We start from the raw sequence: 20240 nt of genomic DNA on the forward strand, positions 1-20240 counted from the left end.
TGTGTTCTCTTTTAAGTTTGACTTGCCCAGCACGGCCCACCGCCGCCTGAGTCCCTTCCAAGCTCGCCATACAACCAGCGGTCAAGACCGCTGACCGCTCGCTGCGAGCAATTCCTTCAATATCGTTGCCGGGTCGGCCCGCTGTTGCTTGCGGTAGTTGCCGACATGGCGAACGAACAGTGTCGCGCGCGTCACCAGGCTTTTACCGAGCACTGGCTTGCGATCCAACTCTTCCTTGATACGTTGAAACTGCGCCTGGATAACCGCATCGGTGTAGCGCGTGCCGGTGGCCAGGTTGTCGATGTAGATCGCCACCGCGCCATCAAGCGCGCTGCGCCCATTGTCGATGGCCGTGGCAAACAGCTGGGCGCTGGCCGTGTCCTTGTTGTCCACGGCCTGCTGGCGACTCTTCTGCAGGTTGGTCAGGCGAATGTTGTAGTTGCTGATGGTCTCGGCCACCAACGCGGCCGACTGGATCAGGTTGCCCGCCGCTTCTTCGCGTTGTTGGGCGATCAGCGAGACGTTGCGCTTGAGCTCTTCGTTGACCAGCCCCAGTTCGGCTTGCAGCTTGGGATCGACGCTGGCCGAGATAATGCTGTCCAGGCGCTTGGTCGGGTCCTGGGCGTCGTCAATCGCGTCGGTCAACGAGGCCAGGCGGCCCTCTTTTTGCCACTGGGCGAATAGCTCCTTGTAACGCGAGCGCGGCGCCGACAACGCCCCCACCGCCACGCGAAAACCGGTGGTCTCGTTGCTTTGCTCGGTGCCGTCAGCGGCGAACAGCGGATACTCGCGGCGCATGCCGGTGAACAGCGTACCCTCGCCTTCCAGGTAATTGCCGCCCTTGACCACAAAGCCGCCGTAGGTGCCCTGGCGACGCCCGGCATGCACCAGCTGGAAGGATTCCTGGACCATTTCCGCCGCATTGCCGATCACGTCGAACATGCCGATCGGGTTGGGCAGTTTGGTGCCGATGGGCATCAGGCGCGCGGCCTGACCAGTGCCGCCGGCAACCTGGTTGAATACCGCGTAATCCGCCAGCGGGCCGTCGCTTTCGCTGCCTTCGACGCGCCGTGGAAACAGGCGCCCTTCCAGGTCCTGGCGGCTCACTGCCTGGCCACCGCGCGCGGCGTATTCCCATTCCACTTCGGTGGGCAGGCGCACAAAGCCCAGGCCACCGTCTTCCGCCGAGGAGCCACGGCCGCTTACCGGCAGCAAGTCACGGTGGTATTTCATCAGCCAGGCGCTGTACACCGCCGAGAAGCGCTCGGCTTCAAAGCGCGACAGTTTCACCTTGGGCAAACGCGCGGCCATGCCGGTGGGCAAATCGCAGGCCGGGGCCGGCTCGCCGCTGGCCAACGACTGCGCCTGGGACATCACCTGGGCGTACTGGCGTGCGGTCACTTCGTACTTGCCGATGAAGTACAGCATCGGCTTGAGCGGGGTTTTCGCGTCGGTCTTCGGCATCAAGGGCGCGATGACTTTGTTCCAGTCTTTGGGCAAATCCTTGAGGGTGAACTGGCCGTTAATAAAATCGCGGCGGTAGCCGGAAATAAACGACTGCTGATAGCCCGCCTCACCTTCGGCGAAGGGGTAGCCGAGGCTGATCTCACGGTCATCCAAGGTGCCCTGGGCCAGCACGTAGGCATAGCGGAACACCATGTTGCCTTCGCAGGGCAGCGGCAGGCTGACGTCGTCCGGCAGCGGTTTGGGGTTGTCGAGTTTGTCGCTGGCCTCATCGGCCCACGCCATCGACGCCAAGCTCAGCGCCACACAGGCGCCCAGTAACTTATACATCTCTGATTCCTTCAGAAGCCTGGATACGCGCCACTCGCCAACCACCACAGGCCGCCGCCACGGCGCTGACGCCAAGGATTGCAACCAGGGCCAGGCCGTAGTGACGCGCCAGCAGGTGACTGGCGTATTCGCCCGGCACCTGCACAAATAATTGATTCAAACCCATCTCGGCCAAGCCATAGAGCCCGGCACTCAGCCCGGCGGCGAAACCAGCGCTGTAGAGCGCCTGCGTCACCACAAACAGCAACAGTGCGCCGGTGGAAAACCCCAGCAGGCGCAACACGGATAACTCCCGGCGCTTGCGCGCCACGGCGGCCAACGCCCCGGCAAAGATCGCCGCAAACGCGCCAGCCAAGGCCAGCCCGGCGATAATCCAGAACACGATCGACAGGTTGCGGCTCAACGACTGCACTTGGGCGATGGTTTGCGCCTGAGTCGAGACCAACAGATTCTGCCCGGCGAAATACACTCGCAACGGCTCTACATCGGTGAGGGTGCGTGCGTACAGGCGAAACGCCGGGTACACACGCTGCTCACTCACACCGACCGCGTCACCTTCCCAACCCAATGCGGGCACCGCTCGACCGTCGCGGTAATCTTCGGCCGCTTCCAGCAGGCCCAAATCAGCGAACAAACCATCGCGGGCAAAGGCTTCCAGCGGCAATACCGCCTGCACCTGCAACCGTGTGCGCTGGGCTTCGACGCGCCCCGCCACTTGCCGCGCAAAACTGGTCTCCAGCCAATCGCCAGGCCGCGCCGCGAGCTTTTCAGCGGCGGTGTGGCTCAGCACAATCTGGTCCAGGCCCCGAGGCATCGGCAAACCCGCCAGCAAGGGATCGCCCGGTGCCGTCGGCAGCATTTCCAAGGTGAGTGTGCCCACCTGCGCGGTCGCCGCAATCTGCCGGGTACGCGGCACGGCAAACCCGACATCGCTGCGCAGGCCGAGCTGCTCGATAAACCCGCTGCTGAATCGACCACCGCCCAACGGAATGATTTCACGGGTAGCGGGATCGGTCTCCAAACGTTCGGTCAAACTGCTAACCAGTCCAAATTTCAGGCCGAATAACACCAGCAACGGCACCATGACTGCCACCAGCGCCAGCACCGAACAGGCGGACAGCCAGGCATCGTTGCGGTAATCCTGCCAGGCCAGTGAGGCAACCAGACCACTGCGCATCAGCACGCCTCCCCGAGGGTAGCGGTGACGCCGCCGTCAGTGTCACGACGGCAAGTGATGCGCCGCACCGGCAAGCCGCTGGCACGGGCCAGGGGTTCGTCATGCGTGGCGATCACGCAGGCCGCACGGTGTTCGAGGGCCTGCGCCAGCAACGCCTGCATGACACGCTCAGCGTTAAGCGGGTCCAGGGACGCCGTCGGCTCATCCGCCAGCACCAGTTGCGGCGCATGGGCCAGGGCTCGGGCGCAGCTGACGCGCTGGCGTTGGCCCACCGACAGCGCGGCCGGTTTTTTGGCCAACTGATCGCTGATTTCCAGTTGCTCGGCCAGTCGCGCCACGCTGCCGTCGTCCTTCAACCCCAACAGTTGCCGGGACAGGGCGATATTGCCGCGCACATCGAGAAACCCCAGCAGTCCACCGGTTTGCAGCACATAGCCCAGGTGCCGGCTGCGTAACTCGGCCAACGCGGATTGCTGATCGGCACGCCACAGGCCGCCAATGTCGACCTGGTTGAAGGCAAACCGGCCAACCTGATCCGGCGCCAACACCAGCGCCAACAGATCCAGCAACGTGCTTTTGCCACAGCCACTCGGCCCGACAATTGCCAGTTGCTCACCGGCACCCAGCGTCAGCGCCGGAATCACCAGGCTATAGCGCTGGCTACCGAGGCCCCGGGTCTTGTGCACTGCGCTCACATTCAACATCACGGCAGCGTCGACAACGGTACGCGGTACAACGCATCGCCCGGTTCGGCATCGCCGAAACGGACCCAATTGGCCACGTCATTGTGGAAGGTTTCGTAAAGACGGATTTTCGAATCCAGCTCGTCAATAAAGTCTTCCTGCTCGGCGACGCTCAACGACAACCACAAGTCCTGCGTCATGTTCAGCGACTTGCTGCGGTACGGCAGGCCTTCCAGGTATTCACCGAGAAGGCCGCCGTCGGCCAGGTTGCCGCCCTTGCGCAGGGCTTGCGGGTCGCGGCTCATATAGGCCGAGGCGCTGGCGATTTCCTGGAAGAAGTCTTTGGGCGAAGTTTGGGTTTTGCGCGCGGCATCGACGATCAGCTTCAACGACTGCTGCAGGTCATTGAGCTGCAACTTGGTCAGCATCACGCACACCTGGAACGCCGGCAGCGCCGGGTTCGTCAGGTCACGGTCGGCGGTCCAGGCGCTGACCAATTGCGGGGCCTGGCTCGCGGTTTTGCGGCCGAGAAAATCCATGTGCATGGCGTAGCCGACAGCGGCGGACTTATCGGCCAGGCTTGGCGCGGAACTCAACAGGGGCACCGGTTGCGGCGTATTGCTGCGCACTTGATGAACGAGGTTGGCAAACACGCTGCCGATCTCATCGACACGCTCACCCAGCTTGCGTACATCACCGCCCGGCACCGGCGTATAGAGGTCGCCGATCTGCGGGTTGGCGTCGGCGGTGAGCACGCGATATTGGCTTTCCGCACCGGCATGGGTTTTCTTGCCGGCGTCGGTGCGCAGGTGCAGGGCGTAGATCTTGATCTGCTTGCCCAGTGCCGCCTGGCGCACTTCGGCTTCGTTCATTTGGGTGGCGGCAAACGGGTCGTTTTTGCGCAGCGCGCCGGCGTCGGTGACCAGCAGGATAATGCGCCCGCCGTAGCCGGACCAATCCATGTCATCCACCGCCTGCATGACCCCGGCAAACGCATCCTCGTTGAAGGAGTGGCTGGAAACGGTGGACGCCTTGACCTGGCGCGCCATGTCGAGGAAGCGTTGCGGATCGCGCCCCTGGTCGAGGGTGATCAGGGTCTTGGCCACGTATTCCAGGCCAGGGGTTTTCTTGATGCTGTTGCGGAAACCCACCAGGCCGAAGCTGACGCTGTCCAACTCGCCGCGCTCGGCAATGCGCGTTTGCAGCTCGTGTACGACGTCGCGGACTTGGTCGATATACGGCTGCATCGACACGGTGGTGTCGACCACCAACACCACGGCGGTGCGGAACGCATCGGCGTTGGTGCTGATCACACGGGCGGCCGGTTTGGCGGCGGCAGCACTCCCGGGGTCGATGGACGCCACGTTAAGCAACTGCACCGGCTGGCCGTTTTCATCGAAGCTCTCTTTGGCGTCGAAGATCGGCAACAGGTAAAACTGGTTTTGCGGGACCGCGCTGGCCGTCGGCTCAAGCGCCAGCACTTGTTGATTGTCTTCGCTGTTTTTCTGCGCCTTGGCCAATACGGTCTTGGCGGCGGCGGGATCAGCCAGGAGCTTTTCCACCTCCGAGGATTGGCGCAGGAACATCACCGGCGCCCGGCCCGAGCGCTCGGTGAACTTGAGCACCAGGCTTTGCTTCCAGTCGCTGACCTGGGAAGCCGGCAACCAACCATCGCTGCGCCCATCGGTGGCGGCACCAACACGCACCCATGGGCTGCCATCGACGTCTTTGCGCTGGTAAACGTAGAGCACGGAAAACGCCGGCAGCGCTTCGCCGGCTGCACCACCGGCGTCATGGGACAGCTTGGCGCCCGGCTTGCTGAGCACACGCTGAAACAAGGTCTTTTTGCCGGCCATCAGCAAAGGCCGCTGACCGCCATCCACATCCGCCACGGCCGGTTTTACTGGCGCAGATGGCGGCGTCGGCGTCGCAGGTGTTTTCGGGACTACGGCGGCGGGCGGTGCAGCAGGCGTATCGCCGCTGCTCAGCCACCAGTAACTGGCACCGCCTATCGCCAGCGCAACGGCCACCGCGACTGCCGCCAACGCCAGCACCGGCCCACGACGCTGTTCGGACACGGCGTTGTGCTGCGTCGGCGTCACCACCGGCTGGCGAATCGGTTGCGGCTGAGGCTTTTCAGTCGGAATTTCGATGGACACCGGCGTCATGCCCGCCAGATCAAAACTCAGCGGTATCGGCAGCGGCCGCACCAGCGTCGCTTCAGGCGAGTCCGCCGGCAGTTGATCCAGGGCCCGCAACAACGCCGCCGCATCCGGGAACCGCTCGGCCGGGTCCTTGGCCAACAGCTTACGCAGCACGTCCTGATAACGGCCGTGGTGCACCGGCAACTCCGGCAGCGGCTCGGTCAGGTGAGCCAGCGCGGTGGAGAGCGCATCGGTGCCGGTGTAGGGCAACTTGCCGACGAGGATTTCATAGAGCACCACGCCCAGCGCGTACAGGTCAGCGCGGCCGTCAATCTCCTGGCCCCGCGCCTGTTCAGGGCTCATGTAGCTCGGCGTGCCCACGGCAAATCCAGCCTGGGTGAACTGGGTGCGGTCGTCCAGCGACTTGGCGATACCGAAGTCCGACAACACGGCGGTGCCGTCGGCGCGGAACAGAATGTTCGCCGGCTTGACGTCGCGGTGCACCAGACCCTGGGCATGCGCATAGCCCAGGGCGGAGGCGATCTGGCGGATCAGGGTCACGCCCTGCTCCGGTGTCAGCCCGGCGGCGATGCGCTCCTTGAGCGTGCCGTTGGGCAGGTACTCCATGGCCATGTAATACAGCTCACCGACATTGCCGATGTCATGGATGGTCACCGTGTGCGGGTGGGACAGGCGCGCCAGGGTCTTGCCCTCGCGCAGGAAACGCTCGCAAAAGCTCGGGTCAGCCGCCAGCGCCGCCGCCATCACCTTCAACGCCACCTTGCGCTCCAGCGAGCGCTGGGTCGCCAGGTACACACTGGCCATGGCACCTTCGCCAATCTCGCCTTCGATGTCGTAACCCGCAATCACAATGTTCATGGCGAGACCTTCACGACGATAGCGGTGATGTTGTCCGGTGCGCCGCGATTAAGTCCCAGGTGCACCAGGCTGCGTACGATTTCATCCGGTGCGTCATGGCTGAGCACCTCGCAGATTTCATGGTCTTCGACGGTCTTGTTCAGGCCATCGCTGCACAGCAGGTAGCTGTCACCGGGGGCGATCAGCAGGTCAGCCACCGCCAGCTCCAGCTGCGCTTCCACGCCAACCGCGCGGGTGACGATATTGGCGCGCGGGTGAACGCGGGCATCAGCTTCGCTGAGCAGGCCGCTGTCTTGCAGGTCTTGCACGTAGCTGTGGTCGCGGGAGATGCCTTCGAGCACGCCATCGCGCAGGCGATACAGGCGACTGTCACCGGCCCACAAACACACGCCACGCAGGCCGCGCGCCGCCAGCACAACGACGGTGCTGCCCATCATGGTCACACCACGGTTGGCGGTTTCTTCACGCACGGTCGCGTTGATGCGGATCAGGTCATTGCGCAAGGCCGCCGAATACTCATCCAAAGAGCGACCCACCGGCACACTGCGCAGGCTGTCGACGATCAGGCTGCTGACGTAGTCCCCGGCCGCATGCCCGCCCATGCCATCAGCCACCACCCACAGGCGGTTTTCCGACAGGTCCAGGCACGCGTCTTCATTGACCTGGCGCACCATGCCCACATGGCTTTTGCTCGCGGATTTGAACGTCGACCCCATCTACACCACACCTTCTTGTCCGAGCAAAAACTGCGCAAAATCGCCGGCGGCAGGCAAACCCTGACACCGCAATAAACCAGGGGAAATACGTTGGGAGCCACGGCCCCACCACAGGCTGGCGCCTTCGCAGGCCTGTTCGGCGAGCGCGGTCATTCGGCTGTGGGGCACGGTGGCGGCAACCCGTTGCAGGCCTGCAAAGCGGCTGTCCACAGCGCGCGGCTCACTTGCCGGAATGCCGAGTTTGTCGAGGTCGTCGTTGAAGCCTTCAAAGGTCGCGCCAGTATCCAGGGTGCTGAGCAACAGCTCTTCAGCCTGTTCGAACCAGGTGTCCGGGCCGCCGACCAGCGACGCCGGATTGGTGTCGTGATCCAGCAAAGCGACCACCGCCAACGGAAAATACCGCCCGACCCGGTCAATGCTCGGCATCACCACGCCCGCCGCAGCGTCCGGCCCGCACACACCCGGTGCCAGCACAAAGCGCCACAAGGGGCTGACCAGGTACACGTTGAGCCAGTCGCCGCCCAGGCGGTTCTGGCTGGCGAGCAAACCGGCCGCCAGCCAGCTGTCCCACGGGCCGATAAAACTCTGGGGCAAGGCGCGACTGACAAAGTCACCGCGGCTGGCCAACTTGCCGTAGAAACCCAGCGTCGTCATAACCGCTCCGGCAGGCTGAAGCCGCTGAGTACTCGGCTCTTGAACGGGTTGAAGGCGCTGTTGGCGCGCAACTCGTAGGCGATGCTCGCCCCGTCCACCCGCAGGCGCAGGTTGAAGCGGTCCGGCGAATTACCGGCGGTGAGATCCGATTGCTCCAGCAGGCGGAACCAGGCCCACGGCCCGTCCAGGGTCACGCCCGAACGGCCGCTGGCCGACGGCGGCATGATAGAAATACGCACCACGCCAATGCTGCCCGGGTTCGGCCATTGCATGGCCACCGGGCGGCTTGGGCCGTGGTCGTAGCTCAATTGCTGGCCGTCCAGATCCAGCAGGAACTGAGTGATCGTCGGGTCCATCGACACCGGCTTGAGTTCGAAACGCACAATCGGTTGGGTGCCGCCAGCGCGGAAGAACGCATCACGAATGGCCGCCGCACGCTGGAAGGTTTGCAGCACGCCCGGCGCAATCCCGAGCTTCTGCGCCGCGCCCGGCTGCCAGCGCCAGGTCGGCGCAGACGTGTCCACATAAGGCTGCAGGTATTTGCGGAAGTAGTTATCCATCACCCCGCCCACACCAAAAAACTGGCCAAAGTCATCCAGCGTGGCGTCGCGCGCGCTGCCCGGCGACATCGGGTAACGACCGGCCAGGGACTGGCGGTACACGTTGACCACTTCGCTGACCCACGCTGCGTTCAGTTGGTTGCGCACGCCGCCCATCATGCTGTTGGTGGTGGAATTGACCACCGACTTGACCATGCCCTGCACCAACGGCGGCTGGCGCTCGGCATTCAGGCTGACCCGCGTGGCTGCTGCCGCCGCCTGGTTCTTCGCCTCGCCGAGCAAGGCATCGCCACTGGCACCGACCATGGCGCTGACCTGCACATACAGCGCGTTCATATCCGCGAGCAGGCCGTCGATGGCGGCCGGTTCGCCTTCATTCTTGCTGACGATGCTGTTGAGTTCAGCGAAATGCGCGGTCACCGGATCATCCGCCGCTTGCGCAGTGCTGGTGGTCTGTTGCTCCTGGCCGAGCAGGCTGCCGAGGCGCTCCTTGAGCTTGTCGACACCCCCTTCCACCGGCACGCCTTTGGCGGCCAATTGGCGCTCTTCGGCTTGCAGATCAGTTTCCTTGGCCACCGCCACCAGCAGTTTTTTCAGCGGCGACGTCGGGCCGGAAATCACTCGCAGCACATCGGCCGCCTGGGCCACGCTGGTGATCGGCACAAAGTCGATATCCGCAAGCAAGGCATCCCACTGGCGCTGGTAATCCTGGAAATACAGGCGGCGCACATCGGCGGCGAGGCTCGCCACGTTTTGCTGGTCTGCCTGTTCGCGGCCCAGCACCCACTGCTCTTCAGCCAGGGTGCCGGTTTGATTCAAGCTGCTCAGCAAGAACGCCTGACGATAGCCCTTGGCGGTGAAAAACCCACTCAACGGCTCGCCCAGCGGCTTGCCACTTTTACGGCTGAACACCAGCGCGGCATCACGGCCTGCGGCTTCGTTGATACGGAAGTCAGGAATGCCGTCGGGCAGTTTCTGGCGTTTAACGCGGTCATAGACGCGCTGAGCCACCGGCAGTTGTTGCAGTTGGCGACGCAGGTCGTCGATCAGCCGTGGGTCGAGTCGCGCGCTCGGCGGATGGCGCTCGAACAGCGCCTGCAAATGCCCGGTCAACGCCTGGCGCTGATCGGCCGGCAGGTCACGCGGCAGGCTACGGTCCCAGTCGAGGGCGATCCAGGCCTTGATGAAGTCCGGGTCGTAATGCTCGTTGTCGGCGAGCATCAGGTAAGCCTTCAGGCCTTCATAGAGGAAGTCGGAATTGCCACCGCCGTGCAGTTGTTCTTCGATACGCGTCACCAGACGGGGGGCGAATACGGCGATCAACAGCTTGCGGTAGACACTGGCGGACTCGGCTTCGAGCATGTCGCCTTGATACAGGCCCAGCCCTTCGGACCAACTCGGCGAATCACCCGCGAGGTTCTTCACCGCATTGAGCAACGGCAGCACGGCGAGGACTTCGCGCTGCGCCGGGCTGAGGTTCTGTACCGTCTGGCCCAGCGGCGCGACCTTCTGGTCGACTTGGGTGATGTAGGCCTGATTGGCGCGATAACTCACCCACCACAAACTGCTCACCACCACCACCAAGGCCACGGTAGCGGCTAATACGCCGCGTGCGATCCACTTGCGCCGCCGCTCGACCTTCGGGTTCACCCCCACCAGCCCACGCTCGGCGAACGCCACGGCGGTGAACAGTTTTTCGATGAAGTAACTGCGCCCGGTACCACTCTGGCGCGCCAGGTGCTGGCGGTCCAGGTTCATGCTCTGGGCCATGGCGCCGATCAAGCGATCAATCGGGCTGCCTTCCTGGGTGCCGCTGGTGAAGTACACGCCGCGCAGCAATACGCGCTCTTCAAAGGCATTGGGCTTGAACACGCCTTCAAGGAAGCTTTGCAGGCAATCCTTCAACGCACCGAACTGCTGCGGGAAGCCGTAGATCAGGTCGCGCCGCGCCGGGTCGCGCTCCTGTTGCAAGCGTTCCACCAAGCGTTCGTTGAGACGCTGCTCCAGGCCTGCAAATTCGCTTTGCAGATGGGCCAGCGGGCTGTCGCTGTTCTTGCCGTCATCCAGGGCAAAGGTCATGCCCCACACCTGGGCGCGGTCTTCCTTGCTCAGGTTGTCGAAAAACTCCATGAAGCCCGGCACCAGGTCGAGCTTGGTCAGCATCAGGTAGATCGGGAAACGCACGCCCAACTGGGTATACAGCTCCTGGATACGCAGGCGAATCGCAGCGGCATGCGCGGCGCGCTCGGCGTCGCTGCCCAGTAGCAAATCGGACAGGCTGATAGCGATAAAGGCGCCATCGATCGGGCGGCGCGAGCGCTGCTTTTTCAGCAGGTCAAGGAAGCCCAGCCACGCGGCTTTATCCACCGTGGAGTTGCTGTCCTGCGTGGTGTAGCGGCCAGCGGTGTCGAGCAAAACCGCTTGATCGGTAAACCACCAGTCGCAATTGCGCGTACCGCCAACGCCTCGCACCGCACCGGCGCCCAATTGCGCGGCCAGCGGAAAATGCAGGCCGGAATTGACCAGCGCGGTGGTCTTGCCCGAACCCGGCGGGCCGATGATCACGTACCACGGCAGCTCGTAGAGGTTGCGGCGCTCGTCACCGCCGAGCTTGGCCTTTTTCAGCAGCGTGAGGGCTTCGTCCATGCGCTGACGCAGGGTCGATAGCTCTTCGGCAGTGGCGACGCTGTTGGGGTCGGCCGGTGTTTCGGCCGCTAGGCTGCGCATCACTTCGGCGGCCTGACGCCGGGCCTGGATAATGCGGAACACGCGGTAAGCGATCCACACGGCAAACACCAGGATGATCAGCGCCCAACGGCGCCCTTCCGGCACCAGGAAGTCGAGCAACGGCCCGACAAACCAGATGATCAGGCTGAGGGCGATCAGGCCCAGCAATGGGATCACCCAGCGAATCATGAAACTGAAAAACGCCTTCACTCGACGCCCTCCGCCAATACGGTGATTTCAACCCGACGATTGCGGGCACGGCCTTCGGCAGTGGCATTGGTAGCCACCGGCGTGGTGTCGCTTCTGCCTTCGGCGCTGAAGCGATCCGCCTGGCCGGTCTTGGCCGCCAGAATCTCCAGCACCGACTTGGCGCGCGCTTCGGACAGCGCCCAGTTGGACGGAAACCGCAGCGTGGCAATCGGGCGGTTATCGCTGTGCCCGGTGACGCGCACCTGGCCCTTGACCTTGCGGATGGCATCGGCGATGCGCAGCATCAGCGGCTGGTAGTCATCGACAATGCTGGAACTGGCTGACGCGAACAGCTCATCACCCCGAATCGTCACGACGGAACGGTCGACCTTGTCTTCCACGGCCACGCGGCCCGCCTTGATGTCTTCCACCAGGAAGCCCGCCAGGCGTGGCCGTTCAATCACTTTCGGTTGCGCCACGGGACGGTCGATGGCCTGCACCGGGATCTCGCCCAGGGCATGGATATTCTTGAACACCGGCTCGGCATCCGACGCCAGCTTCATGCGCAAACCGAACAGCAACGCCAGCAGCAGCGCCAGGCCGATGGCCACGGCGATCCATGGCGGCATGAATTGCGCCAGGCGATCACGCGCCACGGTCACGCCGCGCCAATGCGGCGACAGCTCACGCTCGTGCTCGCCACGGGCGCTGCGAATGGCCGCAGCGGTGCGCTCACGTAAGGCTTCCAACTGGCTGCGACCGTCGTTCATCACGCGGTAGCGGCCCTCGAAACCCAGGCACATGCACAGGTACAACAGTTCCAGCAAATACAGGCGCTCGCGCGGGCTTTGCAGGCAGTGGTCGAGCAACTGAAAGACTTTTTCGCCGCCCCAGGCTTCGTTGTGCACGGTGATCAACAAGCTCTGTTTGCCCCAGTCACTGGTGCTGCCCCATGGCGTACTCAGCACGGCCTCATCGAGCGCGGTGCATAGCGCGTAACGCGCCAACAGCACTTCGTTGCGCGCCACACCGGCGGCTTCGGCGCGTTCTTCGAACTGGCGCAAGTAGGCCAGTAACTGCGCACGCAAGCTGGCCGGCGCCGGGTGCGCGATGGTGTTGCGCAGGCGTGTCAGCAGCGCAAGCAACGGGCCAGCAGCGCTTTCCAGCGGGTTGAGGCCTTGGCTTTTACCGGTCAGGATCGGCGCGGCCGGCATCGAAAGCGGTGCCGGCTCTGCGCGCGCAGGTTCCGGCGCGCGGCCACCCGGACGCGGCATGAACTGGGTGCGGTCATCATCATTGGGATGCATCGCGGATTATCCTCGGATCGCCCAGAAGGCCAGATTCAAACCCGGGAACTGCCCGGCGATATGGAAGGCAAAACCGCCGGAGTTGTTCAGTTGCTGCCAGTGCTCGCTGCCCCGGTCCAACTCGTAATAGGTGCTGCCTGCGTGGTACGGGATCTGCCGTGGCGCCACCGGCAATGGCAGCAGGCCAATGCCCGGCAGTTGCAGGTTGACCATGTCGCGGATGTGTTCCACCGAACCAACCTTGCTCTGCTGGCCGAAGCGCGCGCGCAGGGTTTCGCCAGGCACGTCAGCGCGCACCACCAGGATGAAACTGGCGCTGTCGAGCAGGGTTTTATCAGCAAGCATCGCCACGTGGATGCCGTAGGCTTTCTCCACAATCGGGATGGGCGTGGCCTTGCTGTCGATCAGCATCGACAGCGCTTCACGCAGGGCCGCCATCACCGGGACGAAACTCAGGGACAGGTCGTCGTGCTGGTATTGCGGGTATTCCTGGGGGCGACGGCCCGAGGTGGAGAAGGTGGAAAACTCCCCGGCCAGGCTCACCAGCTCGCTGAAAAAGCGTTCCGGGTGCAGCGGGCTCAACTGGCTGAAATGCTGGAGCAGCGGCTGCGCGCGGTTGACCAATTGCAGCAGCATGAAATCGGCAATCTCCGACGCGCCACCGGCGCCCGAGGCGACGACACGGCCAGCCAGGGCTTCGCCGCGCTGGTGCAGCAGGCCCAGCAATTCGCTGCGAAAGGCGCTCAGCGGTTTGCTCGCGGCCACGTCCAGAACCGGCGGAATGTAGGTGTCATCGAGGACCAGCGCGCGGTCAGCGCGTTTTTCCTTGATGCGTACCACGCCGATGGCAGCGTAATCGCTGATGCCATCTTGCGCGGTCAGCAAGCGCAGGGCACGGGAACCCACGGCCACCGGCGCGCGGTTTTCGAACGGCGCGTTGTCGTCACGGACTTCACGCACCTGGCTCACATAACGTGCGGCGCCAAGGTCTTCGCCCTCGTCGACGGTGTCACGGGCACCCGCGCGCTTGAGCGGCAAGGCCAGGTACACCAGGCCATCGCGCAGGTTATCGTCGATGTTCAGCGGGCTCGGCGCCAGGTCGTCCTGGGGGATATTGAACGGCGTGCCATCAGGCAACAGGCCGCGCGCCGAAACGATCGCCAGCTTGCCCTGCGCCAGCAGGCCTTGGTCGATCAGCAATTCGGAAAAGCCCCACGCGCCAGCGGATAACGGACGACTGCGGGCGTCGATCAGGTTTTCCAGATAACGGTCATGCTGCTGGAAGTGCTGCGTTCCAATGAACATGCCTTCCGACCAGACCACGCGATTGTTCCAGGACATGGGGGCTCCGATTGCTTCTTATTGGGCAGGGCTGGATGGGGGAACCACGACGTCGGCGCGCACGGCGCGCACATCGAGGCTGATCTGGTATTCGGTGTACTGGCGAGCCGGCACGTTGAGCACCGTGCGCCATTGCGCGCGGTCCAACTCGCGATAGCCCACCAGCAAACCGATTTGGCGTGTGGAGGGGTCGAGGTCGCGTTGAATGCTCAATTGCTGGCCGGGTTGGACCATCACTTCGTCCTGGTCCAACAGGTCCAGGCCGAGGGTGGATTGCGCGCGGTCAGCCAGCGCGAAGTAGTCGGAGCGGCTGAAGGTGGCGGCGTTTTTCAGTTCGAAGATGCGCACCCGCACCGGCGCTGCCTGGCCGTTGGCGCCGGGGTTGAGCCCGGTAATCGCGTGAAAGTGCAACTCGACGGCGGCGGTGTCCGCCTCGGCCTCGGCAACCGCCTGGGGTTTGGCGGCATCCTTGGCACACGCCGTCAGCAGCAACGCGGTGGCTGCTGCGAGTAAAAACCTGGGAATCATCCTGCGTCCTCAATGACGTACTTAGCTATCCGTTTTATCCATTACTGCGGCGCGATTTAGCGTCGCTGTCGTGCGCTGTGTGCTTCGTAGGCTCGGCTGAATTCGCGGCCGAACAGGTCCTGGAAATCTTCCTGGGCCTCGCGGGAAATATTGCTGTAAAGCTCGGTGAACTGCTGCCAGTACTGGGCCTGGCGCGAGCCGTTAAAAAGGCTCGACAGCCCGCCGGGCTTGCCCATGCGCTCTTCCAGCTGTGCCGGCTCAAAACGCGTGAGCAGGTGTTTGATCGCCGCTTCCACACCGGCCATTACTGCCAGTTGATGGGCGCGCAAGTCGTCGAAACTGTCGCGCACGGCGATGTCCGGCGCCATAAACGCTTGGTTACCGTGGCGAAGCAGCAGCAGTAAAGCTTCGTCGGCATTCGGCGCGAATTTCAACGGATTGTTTTCGGCTGGCCGGATCATCGTCTGCTGCATGCGGAACTCGCCCTTGAGGCTGGCACGGGCACGCAAGACGTCGATCAGGCCTTCGACCATCAACCGGTAGCTGCGGCCGATGCTTTCCATTTGCGCGCAGGCGTCGGCTTTGTCGAGGCGCAGTTGGTCAAGGCCGGCGCCGCGCAGGAAGGCTTGCAGCAGGTCGGGCTGCTGGGTGTCCGGGGCGGCTGGCGGGAGGATCGGCGCAGGTGGCGGTTCGGGCGGCGCAACAGGCTGGGGGGCTGTGACGACAGGCGCTGGCGTGTCGCCAAACAGGTCCCAGTCTTCGGGAATGACTGAACCGGATACGACCGGCTTCTCGACCACCGGCACGGCCACCGGCGTCGGTGGACGGAAGTCGTGTTGCTCGGAGGGTACGTGGTCCGCCACAGTCGGCGGCGGTACGGTGGTCGGGGTGAGGAAGTCGAACAGATCCGGCAGCGTGTCCATCGACGAGGCGCCCTGGAACTGCGGCGCAATTGCCGGCGTCGGCGCAGGCGAGTTCACCACCGCCCCCATCAGCGCCTCAAAGCTGTTCGGCGAATCGCCAGCAAACAACTGGCTATCAACCGCTTGCACGTTGAAGTCGATACGCGCCTGGATTTCGTAATCGCCGATGCGGATCAGCTCACCATCTTGCAACGGCTCGCTGTTACCCCGGCGCATACGAATACCGGCGTTAACCAGCTCCACGCCGTTTGTACTGTTATCGGTTAAATAGTAACGGCCATCTTTGTATTGAATAACGCAGTGCTGCGAAGAGACAAGGCGCTCTGGGTCGGGCAATACCCAGTCATTATCGGAACTGCGGCCAATAGCCATCACGCCCTGATTCATGGACTTTTCAGGGCATTGCCCAGGGGTGATTTTGTGATAACTAGTGATAGTCAAACACAGCGACATCTTGCCTCCTTGCTGATACATCGCGCGCGGTCTATCCAGGGGCTACCCAAAGGGACCCGTCTTCCCGAGAGATCACCGCCAGGTCGTGCAAACGACCTTGAAAACCTGCTTTTATCAGCATGATCGCTGATCTTACTCGGCCTCTATGACAAAAATCCTGCCTTGGGGCGCCGTTAGACCCGTCAGTCGCGCAGGGTGTTAAACACCGCACATCTGTCACAGAGGGCGAATAGCTTACCTTGACAAGGCGTAACTACTACACCAAAAATGCACAACTTCTTGAACATCGGTAGTGGCACATTAGTGGCACCGCTGCATATATGACCAAGAACCCATGCAAAGTTCATTACGCAACTATTGCATGAATTGCCCGATATCTAACGGGCCGATAGGGAGATCGAATCAAGTGGATGTGCCGTTGCTGCTCGCCGCCGTTTCCGCGACTTCGCCATGTGGCGAAGACATGGAATATGACGCGGACTTTCTCCACCTGGAGCGTGCCGCCAAGGGCCAACCCGAGCGCAGCATGGGCGACTCCATCCTGCCCGCTGAACCGCCGGACTGGCGCAGCATCCAGCAGCAAAGCCTCGACTTGTTGCAGCGCAGCAAAGACCTGCGTATCACCCATTTTCTGTTGCAAAGCTCCCTCGCCCTGCAGGGTCCGGCCGGGCTGGCCGAAGTCCTCACGCTGATCAACGCGCTGCTGCGCGAATACTGGGCCGACCTGCACCCGCGCCTGGATGCCGACGACGATAACGACCCCACCGTGCGCATCAACGCCCTCTCGGGCTTGACCAGCGACGCGACCATTCGTCTGCTGCGCGAAAGCATCCTCACGCGCTCACGCACGTTCGGGCCGGTGAGCCTGCGCGCCGCGCTGAACGCCAGCGGCCTGATGAGTTTCCCCGATGAACAACTCGGCGCCCAGCAACTGAACGCCGCGTTCCTCGACAGCGACCCGGAACAACTGCAAGCCACCCACGACGCTTTGAGCGCTGCGCGTGCCGCCTGCGAAGCCATCGAACAACAGGTCAGCGACCAGGTCGGTTCGGCCCAGGGCGTGGACCTCAGCCTGTTGAAGCAACCGCTCAAGCAGGCGCTGCAAGTCCTCAACCAATTCGTACCGAATAGCGATACCAGCAGCGAGCCCGAGGCCGTCAGTGACGACAATGCCCCCTCGGTTGAATACGCCGCTGCCCCCGCCGCACCGCGCCCAACGGGTGACATCGCCAGCCGCGATGACGTGCTGCGCAGCCTCGACAAGATCCTTGCGTACTACACCCGGCACGAGCCTTCGAGCCCGCTGCCGGTGCTGTTGAACCGGGCGAAAAATCTGGTGCACGCCGATTTTGCGGCCATCGTGCGCAATCTGATTCCCGACGGCATGTCCCAATTTGAAAACCTGCGCGGCCCGGACGGCGAGTAAGCCGCTCGACTGTGCAGTAACAACACCGTCGCTCAAGCGACCAGGAGCAGCAACGTGGCGAAGCAAAGTTCTCAGAAATTCATCGCGCGCAACCGTGCGCCTCGAGTGCAGATCGAGTACGACGTCGAGCTTTACGGCGCCGAGAAAAAGGTCCAGCTGCCCTTCGTGATGGGCGTGATGGCCGACCTCGCCGGCAAGCCTGCCGAACCGCTCGCACCTGTGGCCGACCGTAAGTTCCTTGAAGTGGACGTCGATAACTTCGACTCGCGCCTCAAGGCCATGCAGCCGCGCGTGGCGTTCCATGTACCGAACGAGTTGACCGGCGAAGGCAACCTAAGCCTGGACATCACCTTCGAAAGCATGGACGACTTCAGCCCGGCCGCCGTGGCCCGCAAGGTCGACTCGCTCAAACAGCTGCTCGAAGCCCGCACTCAGCTCGCCAACCTGCTGACCTACATGGACGGCAAGACCGGCGCTGAAGAAATCATCATGAAAGCGATCAAGGACCCGGCATTGCTGCAGGCCCTTGCAAGCGCGCCTAAGCCGGCAGGGGACCAGTAATCATGACCGAGAATACCGTCCGCGAAGGCTCCCAGATCCTGGGCGCTACCGAAGAAGCCAGCGAGTTCGCGAACCTGCTGCTGCAAGAATTCAAACCCAAGACCGAACGTGCCCGCGAAGCCGTGGAAACCGCCGTGCGCACCCTGGCCGAACAGGCTCTGGCGCAGACGGACCTGGTGTCCAATGACGCGATCAAGTCGATTGAATCGATCATCGCCGCCATCGACGCCAAGCTCACCGCCCAGGTTAACCAGATCATCCATCACCAGGATTTCCAGCAACTGGAAAGCGCCTGGCGTGGCCTGCACTACCTGGTCAACAACACCGAGAGCGATGAGCAGCTGAAGATTCGCGTGCTCAACATCTCCAAGCCGGACCTGCACAAGACCCTGAAGAAATTCAAGGGCACTGCGTGGGACCAGAGCCCGATCTTCAAGAAGATGTACGAAGAAGAATACGGCCAGTTCGGCGGCGAACCCTACGGCTGCCTGGTGGGCGACTACTACTTCGACCAGTCGCCACCCGACGTGGAGCTGTTGGGCGAGCTGTCGAAAGTCTGCGCCGCCATGCACGCCCCATTCATCGCTGCGGCTTCGCCGACCGTGATGGGCATGGGCTCCTGGCAGGAACTGTCGAACCCGCGCGACCTGACCAAGATCTTCACCACCCCGGAATACGCCGGCTGGCGCTCGCTGCGTGAATCGGAAGATTCGCGCTACATCGGCCTGACCATGCCGCGCTTCCTGGCACGCCTGCCGTATGGCGCCAAAACCGACCCGGTGGAAGCCTTCGCCTTCGAAGAAAACACCGACGGTGCGGACAGCTCCAAGTACACCTGGGCCAACGCCGCGTACGCGATGGCGGTGAACATCAACCGTTCGTTCAAACACTACGGCTGGTGCTCGCGCATCCGTGGCGTGGAGTCCGGCGGTGAAGTGGAAAACCTGCCTGCTCACACGTTCCCGACCGATGACGGCGGCGTGGACATGAAGTGCCCGACCGAAATCGCCATCAGCGACCGCCGCGAAGCGGAACTGGCGAAGAACGGCTTCATGCCGCTGCTGCACAAGAAAAACACCGACTTCGCTGCCTTCATCGGCGCCCAGTCGTTGCAGAAACCGGCCGAATACGATGACCCGGATGCCACCGCCAACGCCAACCTGGCCGCGCGCCTGCCGTACCTGTTCGCCACCTGCCGTTTCGCTCACTACTTGAAGTGCATCGTGCGCGACAAGATCGGTTCCTTCAAAGAGAAGGACGAGATGCAGCGCTGGTTGCAGGACTGGATCCTCAACTACGTCGACGGCGACCCGGCGCACTCCACCGAAACCACCAAGGCCCAGCACCCGTTGGCAGCTGCCGAAGTGATCGTGGAAGACGTCGAAGGCAACCCGGGTTACTACAACTCGAAGTTCTACCTGCGCCCGCACTATCAGCTTGAAGGGCTGACCGTGTCGCTGCGCCTGGTATCGAAACTGCCTTCGGCGAAAAGCGCGTAAGTAGCTGTTGAACCGGCTCTTCTGTGGGAGCCGGGCTTGCCCGCGATTCAGGCGACGCGGTCTGTCAGTCAGACCGCGTTGATGCGATCGCAGGCAAGCCTGCTCCCACAGAAAAGCACTGCCCCATTGGCAGTAACCAAATCGAGTGGCGCACGCCACACAGGGAGAAAACATGGCTGTTGATATTTTCATCAAGATCGGCGACATCAAGGGCGAGTCCATGGACAAGGCCCACAAGGACGAAATCGACGTGCTGAACTGGAGCTGGGGCATGGCCCAGTCCGGCAACATGCATGTTGGCGGTGGCGGCGGCGCAGGCAAGGTGAATATCCAGGACCTGTCGCTGACCAAGTACGTCGACAAGGCGTCGCCGAACCTGATGATGCACTGCGCCAGCGGCAAGCACATCGACAAGGTCAAGCTGACCGTGCGTAAAGCCGGTGGTGAAAGCCAGGTCGAGTACATGGTGATCAACCTGGAAGAAGTGCTGGTCACTTCCCTGAGCACCGGCGGCTCGGGCACTGATGATCGCCTGACCGAAAACGTCACCCTCAACTTCGCCCAAGTGATGGTCGACTATCAGCCGCAGAAAGCCGACGGCACCAAAGACGGCGGCGCGATCAAGTTTGGCTGGAACATCCGTTCCAACACCAAACGCTGATAGCCCTGGAGGCCGTGG

At 63.0% G+C, this 20240-nt stretch carries 15 protein-coding genes; 4 read left to right on the plus strand and 11 right to left on the minus strand.

Annotated features, from left to right (window positions below):
• Positions 1–81: 81 nt before the first annotated feature.
• The 11 genes from ACLBW8_RS09300 to tagH are packed head-to-tail and all read right to left on the minus strand — an operon-like array spanning position 82 to position 16075.
• Positions 82–1794 (minus strand): formylglycine-generating enzyme family protein, encoded by a 1713-nt coding sequence (locus ACLBW8_RS09300; protein WP_447805213.1) that lies wholly within the window; start codon positions 1792–1794, stop codon positions 82–84.
• Entirely contained in the window at positions 1787–2971 is a 1185-nt protein-coding gene (locus ACLBW8_RS09305; protein WP_447805214.1) for an ABC transporter permease, read from the minus strand. Before ACLBW8_RS09305 ends, ACLBW8_RS09300 begins: the two co-directional genes overlap by 8 nt.
• The gene (locus ACLBW8_RS09310) at positions 2971–3675 is read right to left on the minus strand and encodes an ABC transporter ATP-binding protein (protein WP_064454737.1); all 705 of its coding nucleotides are present in this window, start codon (positions 3673–3675) and stop codon (positions 2971–2973) included. Before ACLBW8_RS09310 ends, ACLBW8_RS09305 begins: the two co-directional genes overlap by 1 nt.
• Positions 3675–6677 carry a serine/threonine-protein kinase gene (locus tag ACLBW8_RS09315; protein ID WP_447805215.1) on the minus strand — a complete coding sequence of 1001 codons (3003 nt, stop codon included), beginning with the start codon at positions 6675–6677 and terminating at the stop codon, positions 3675–3677. The genes ACLBW8_RS09310 and ACLBW8_RS09315 overlap by 1 nt, the downstream gene beginning before the upstream one ends.
• Positions 6674–7393 carry a PP2C family protein-serine/threonine phosphatase gene (locus tag ACLBW8_RS09320; protein ID WP_447805216.1) on the minus strand — a complete coding sequence of 240 codons (720 nt, stop codon included), beginning with the start codon at positions 7391–7393 and terminating at the stop codon, positions 6674–6676. The genes ACLBW8_RS09315 and ACLBW8_RS09320 overlap by 4 nt, the downstream gene beginning before the upstream one ends.
• Positions 7394–8047, minus strand: a complete 654-nt coding sequence (gene tagF / locus ACLBW8_RS09325) for a type VI secretion system-associated protein TagF (protein WP_064454740.1) — start codon at positions 8045–8047, stop codon at positions 7394–7396.
• Positions 8044–11544: a type VI secretion system membrane subunit TssM gene (gene tssM, locus ACLBW8_RS09330; protein WP_447805217.1), complete on the minus strand. Its 3501-nt coding sequence runs from the start codon at positions 11542–11544 to the stop codon at positions 8044–8046. Before tssM ends, tagF begins: the two co-directional genes overlap by 4 nt.
• On the minus strand, positions 11541–12830 hold the full coding sequence (locus ACLBW8_RS09335; RefSeq protein WP_221295907.1) for a DotU family type VI secretion system protein: 1290 nt from the start codon (positions 12828–12830) through the stop codon (positions 11541–11543). The genes tssM and ACLBW8_RS09335 overlap by 4 nt, the downstream gene beginning before the upstream one ends.
• Positions 12831–12836: 6 nt before the next feature.
• Positions 12837–14171, minus strand: a complete 1335-nt coding sequence (gene tssK, locus ACLBW8_RS09340) for a type VI secretion system baseplate subunit TssK (protein ID WP_064454743.1) — start codon at positions 14169–14171, stop codon at positions 12837–12839.
• A gap of 18 nt (positions 14172–14189) precedes the next feature.
• The gene (gene tssJ / locus ACLBW8_RS09345; protein WP_407016400.1) at positions 14190–14699 is read right to left on the minus strand and encodes a type VI secretion system lipoprotein TssJ; all 510 of its coding nucleotides are present in this window, start codon (positions 14697–14699) and stop codon (positions 14190–14192) included.
• Positions 14700–14755: 56 nt separating this feature from the next.
• Entirely contained in the window at positions 14756–16075 is a 1320-nt protein-coding gene (gene tagH / locus ACLBW8_RS09350; RefSeq protein ID WP_447805319.1) for a type VI secretion system-associated FHA domain protein TagH, read from the minus strand.
• Between the two features lie 406 nt (positions 16076–16481).
• On the opposite strand from tagH, the gene tssA reads away from it, so the two are divergent.
• The 4 genes from tssA to ACLBW8_RS09370 all read left to right on the plus strand — a co-directional run bounded on the left by tssA (position 16482) and on the right by ACLBW8_RS09370 (position 20222).
• Positions 16482–17501 carry a type VI secretion system protein TssA gene (tssA, locus tag ACLBW8_RS09355; RefSeq protein ID WP_064454746.1) on the plus strand — a complete coding sequence of 340 codons (1020 nt, stop codon included), beginning with the start codon at positions 16482–16484 and terminating at the stop codon, positions 17499–17501.
• Positions 17502–17555: 54 nt separating this feature from the next.
• Positions 17556–18062 carry a type VI secretion system contractile sheath small subunit gene (gene tssB / locus ACLBW8_RS09360; protein WP_017135823.1) on the plus strand — a complete coding sequence of 169 codons (507 nt, stop codon included), beginning with the start codon at positions 17556–17558 and terminating at the stop codon, positions 18060–18062.
• A 2-nt stretch (positions 18063–18064) separates the two neighbouring features.
• On the plus strand, positions 18065–19561 hold the full coding sequence (tssC, locus tag ACLBW8_RS09365) for a type VI secretion system contractile sheath large subunit (protein ID WP_064454748.1): 1497 nt from the start codon (positions 18065–18067) through the stop codon (positions 19559–19561).
• Between the two features lie 172 nt (positions 19562–19733).
• The gene (locus ACLBW8_RS09370) at positions 19734–20222 is read left to right on the plus strand and encodes an Hcp family type VI secretion system effector (protein ID WP_005792512.1); all 489 of its coding nucleotides are present in this window, start codon (positions 19734–19736) and stop codon (positions 20220–20222) included.
• The last annotated feature ends 18 nt before the right edge of the window (positions 20223–20240 follow it).

Source organism: Pseudomonas sp. M5A4_2d, assembly GCF_053345295.1.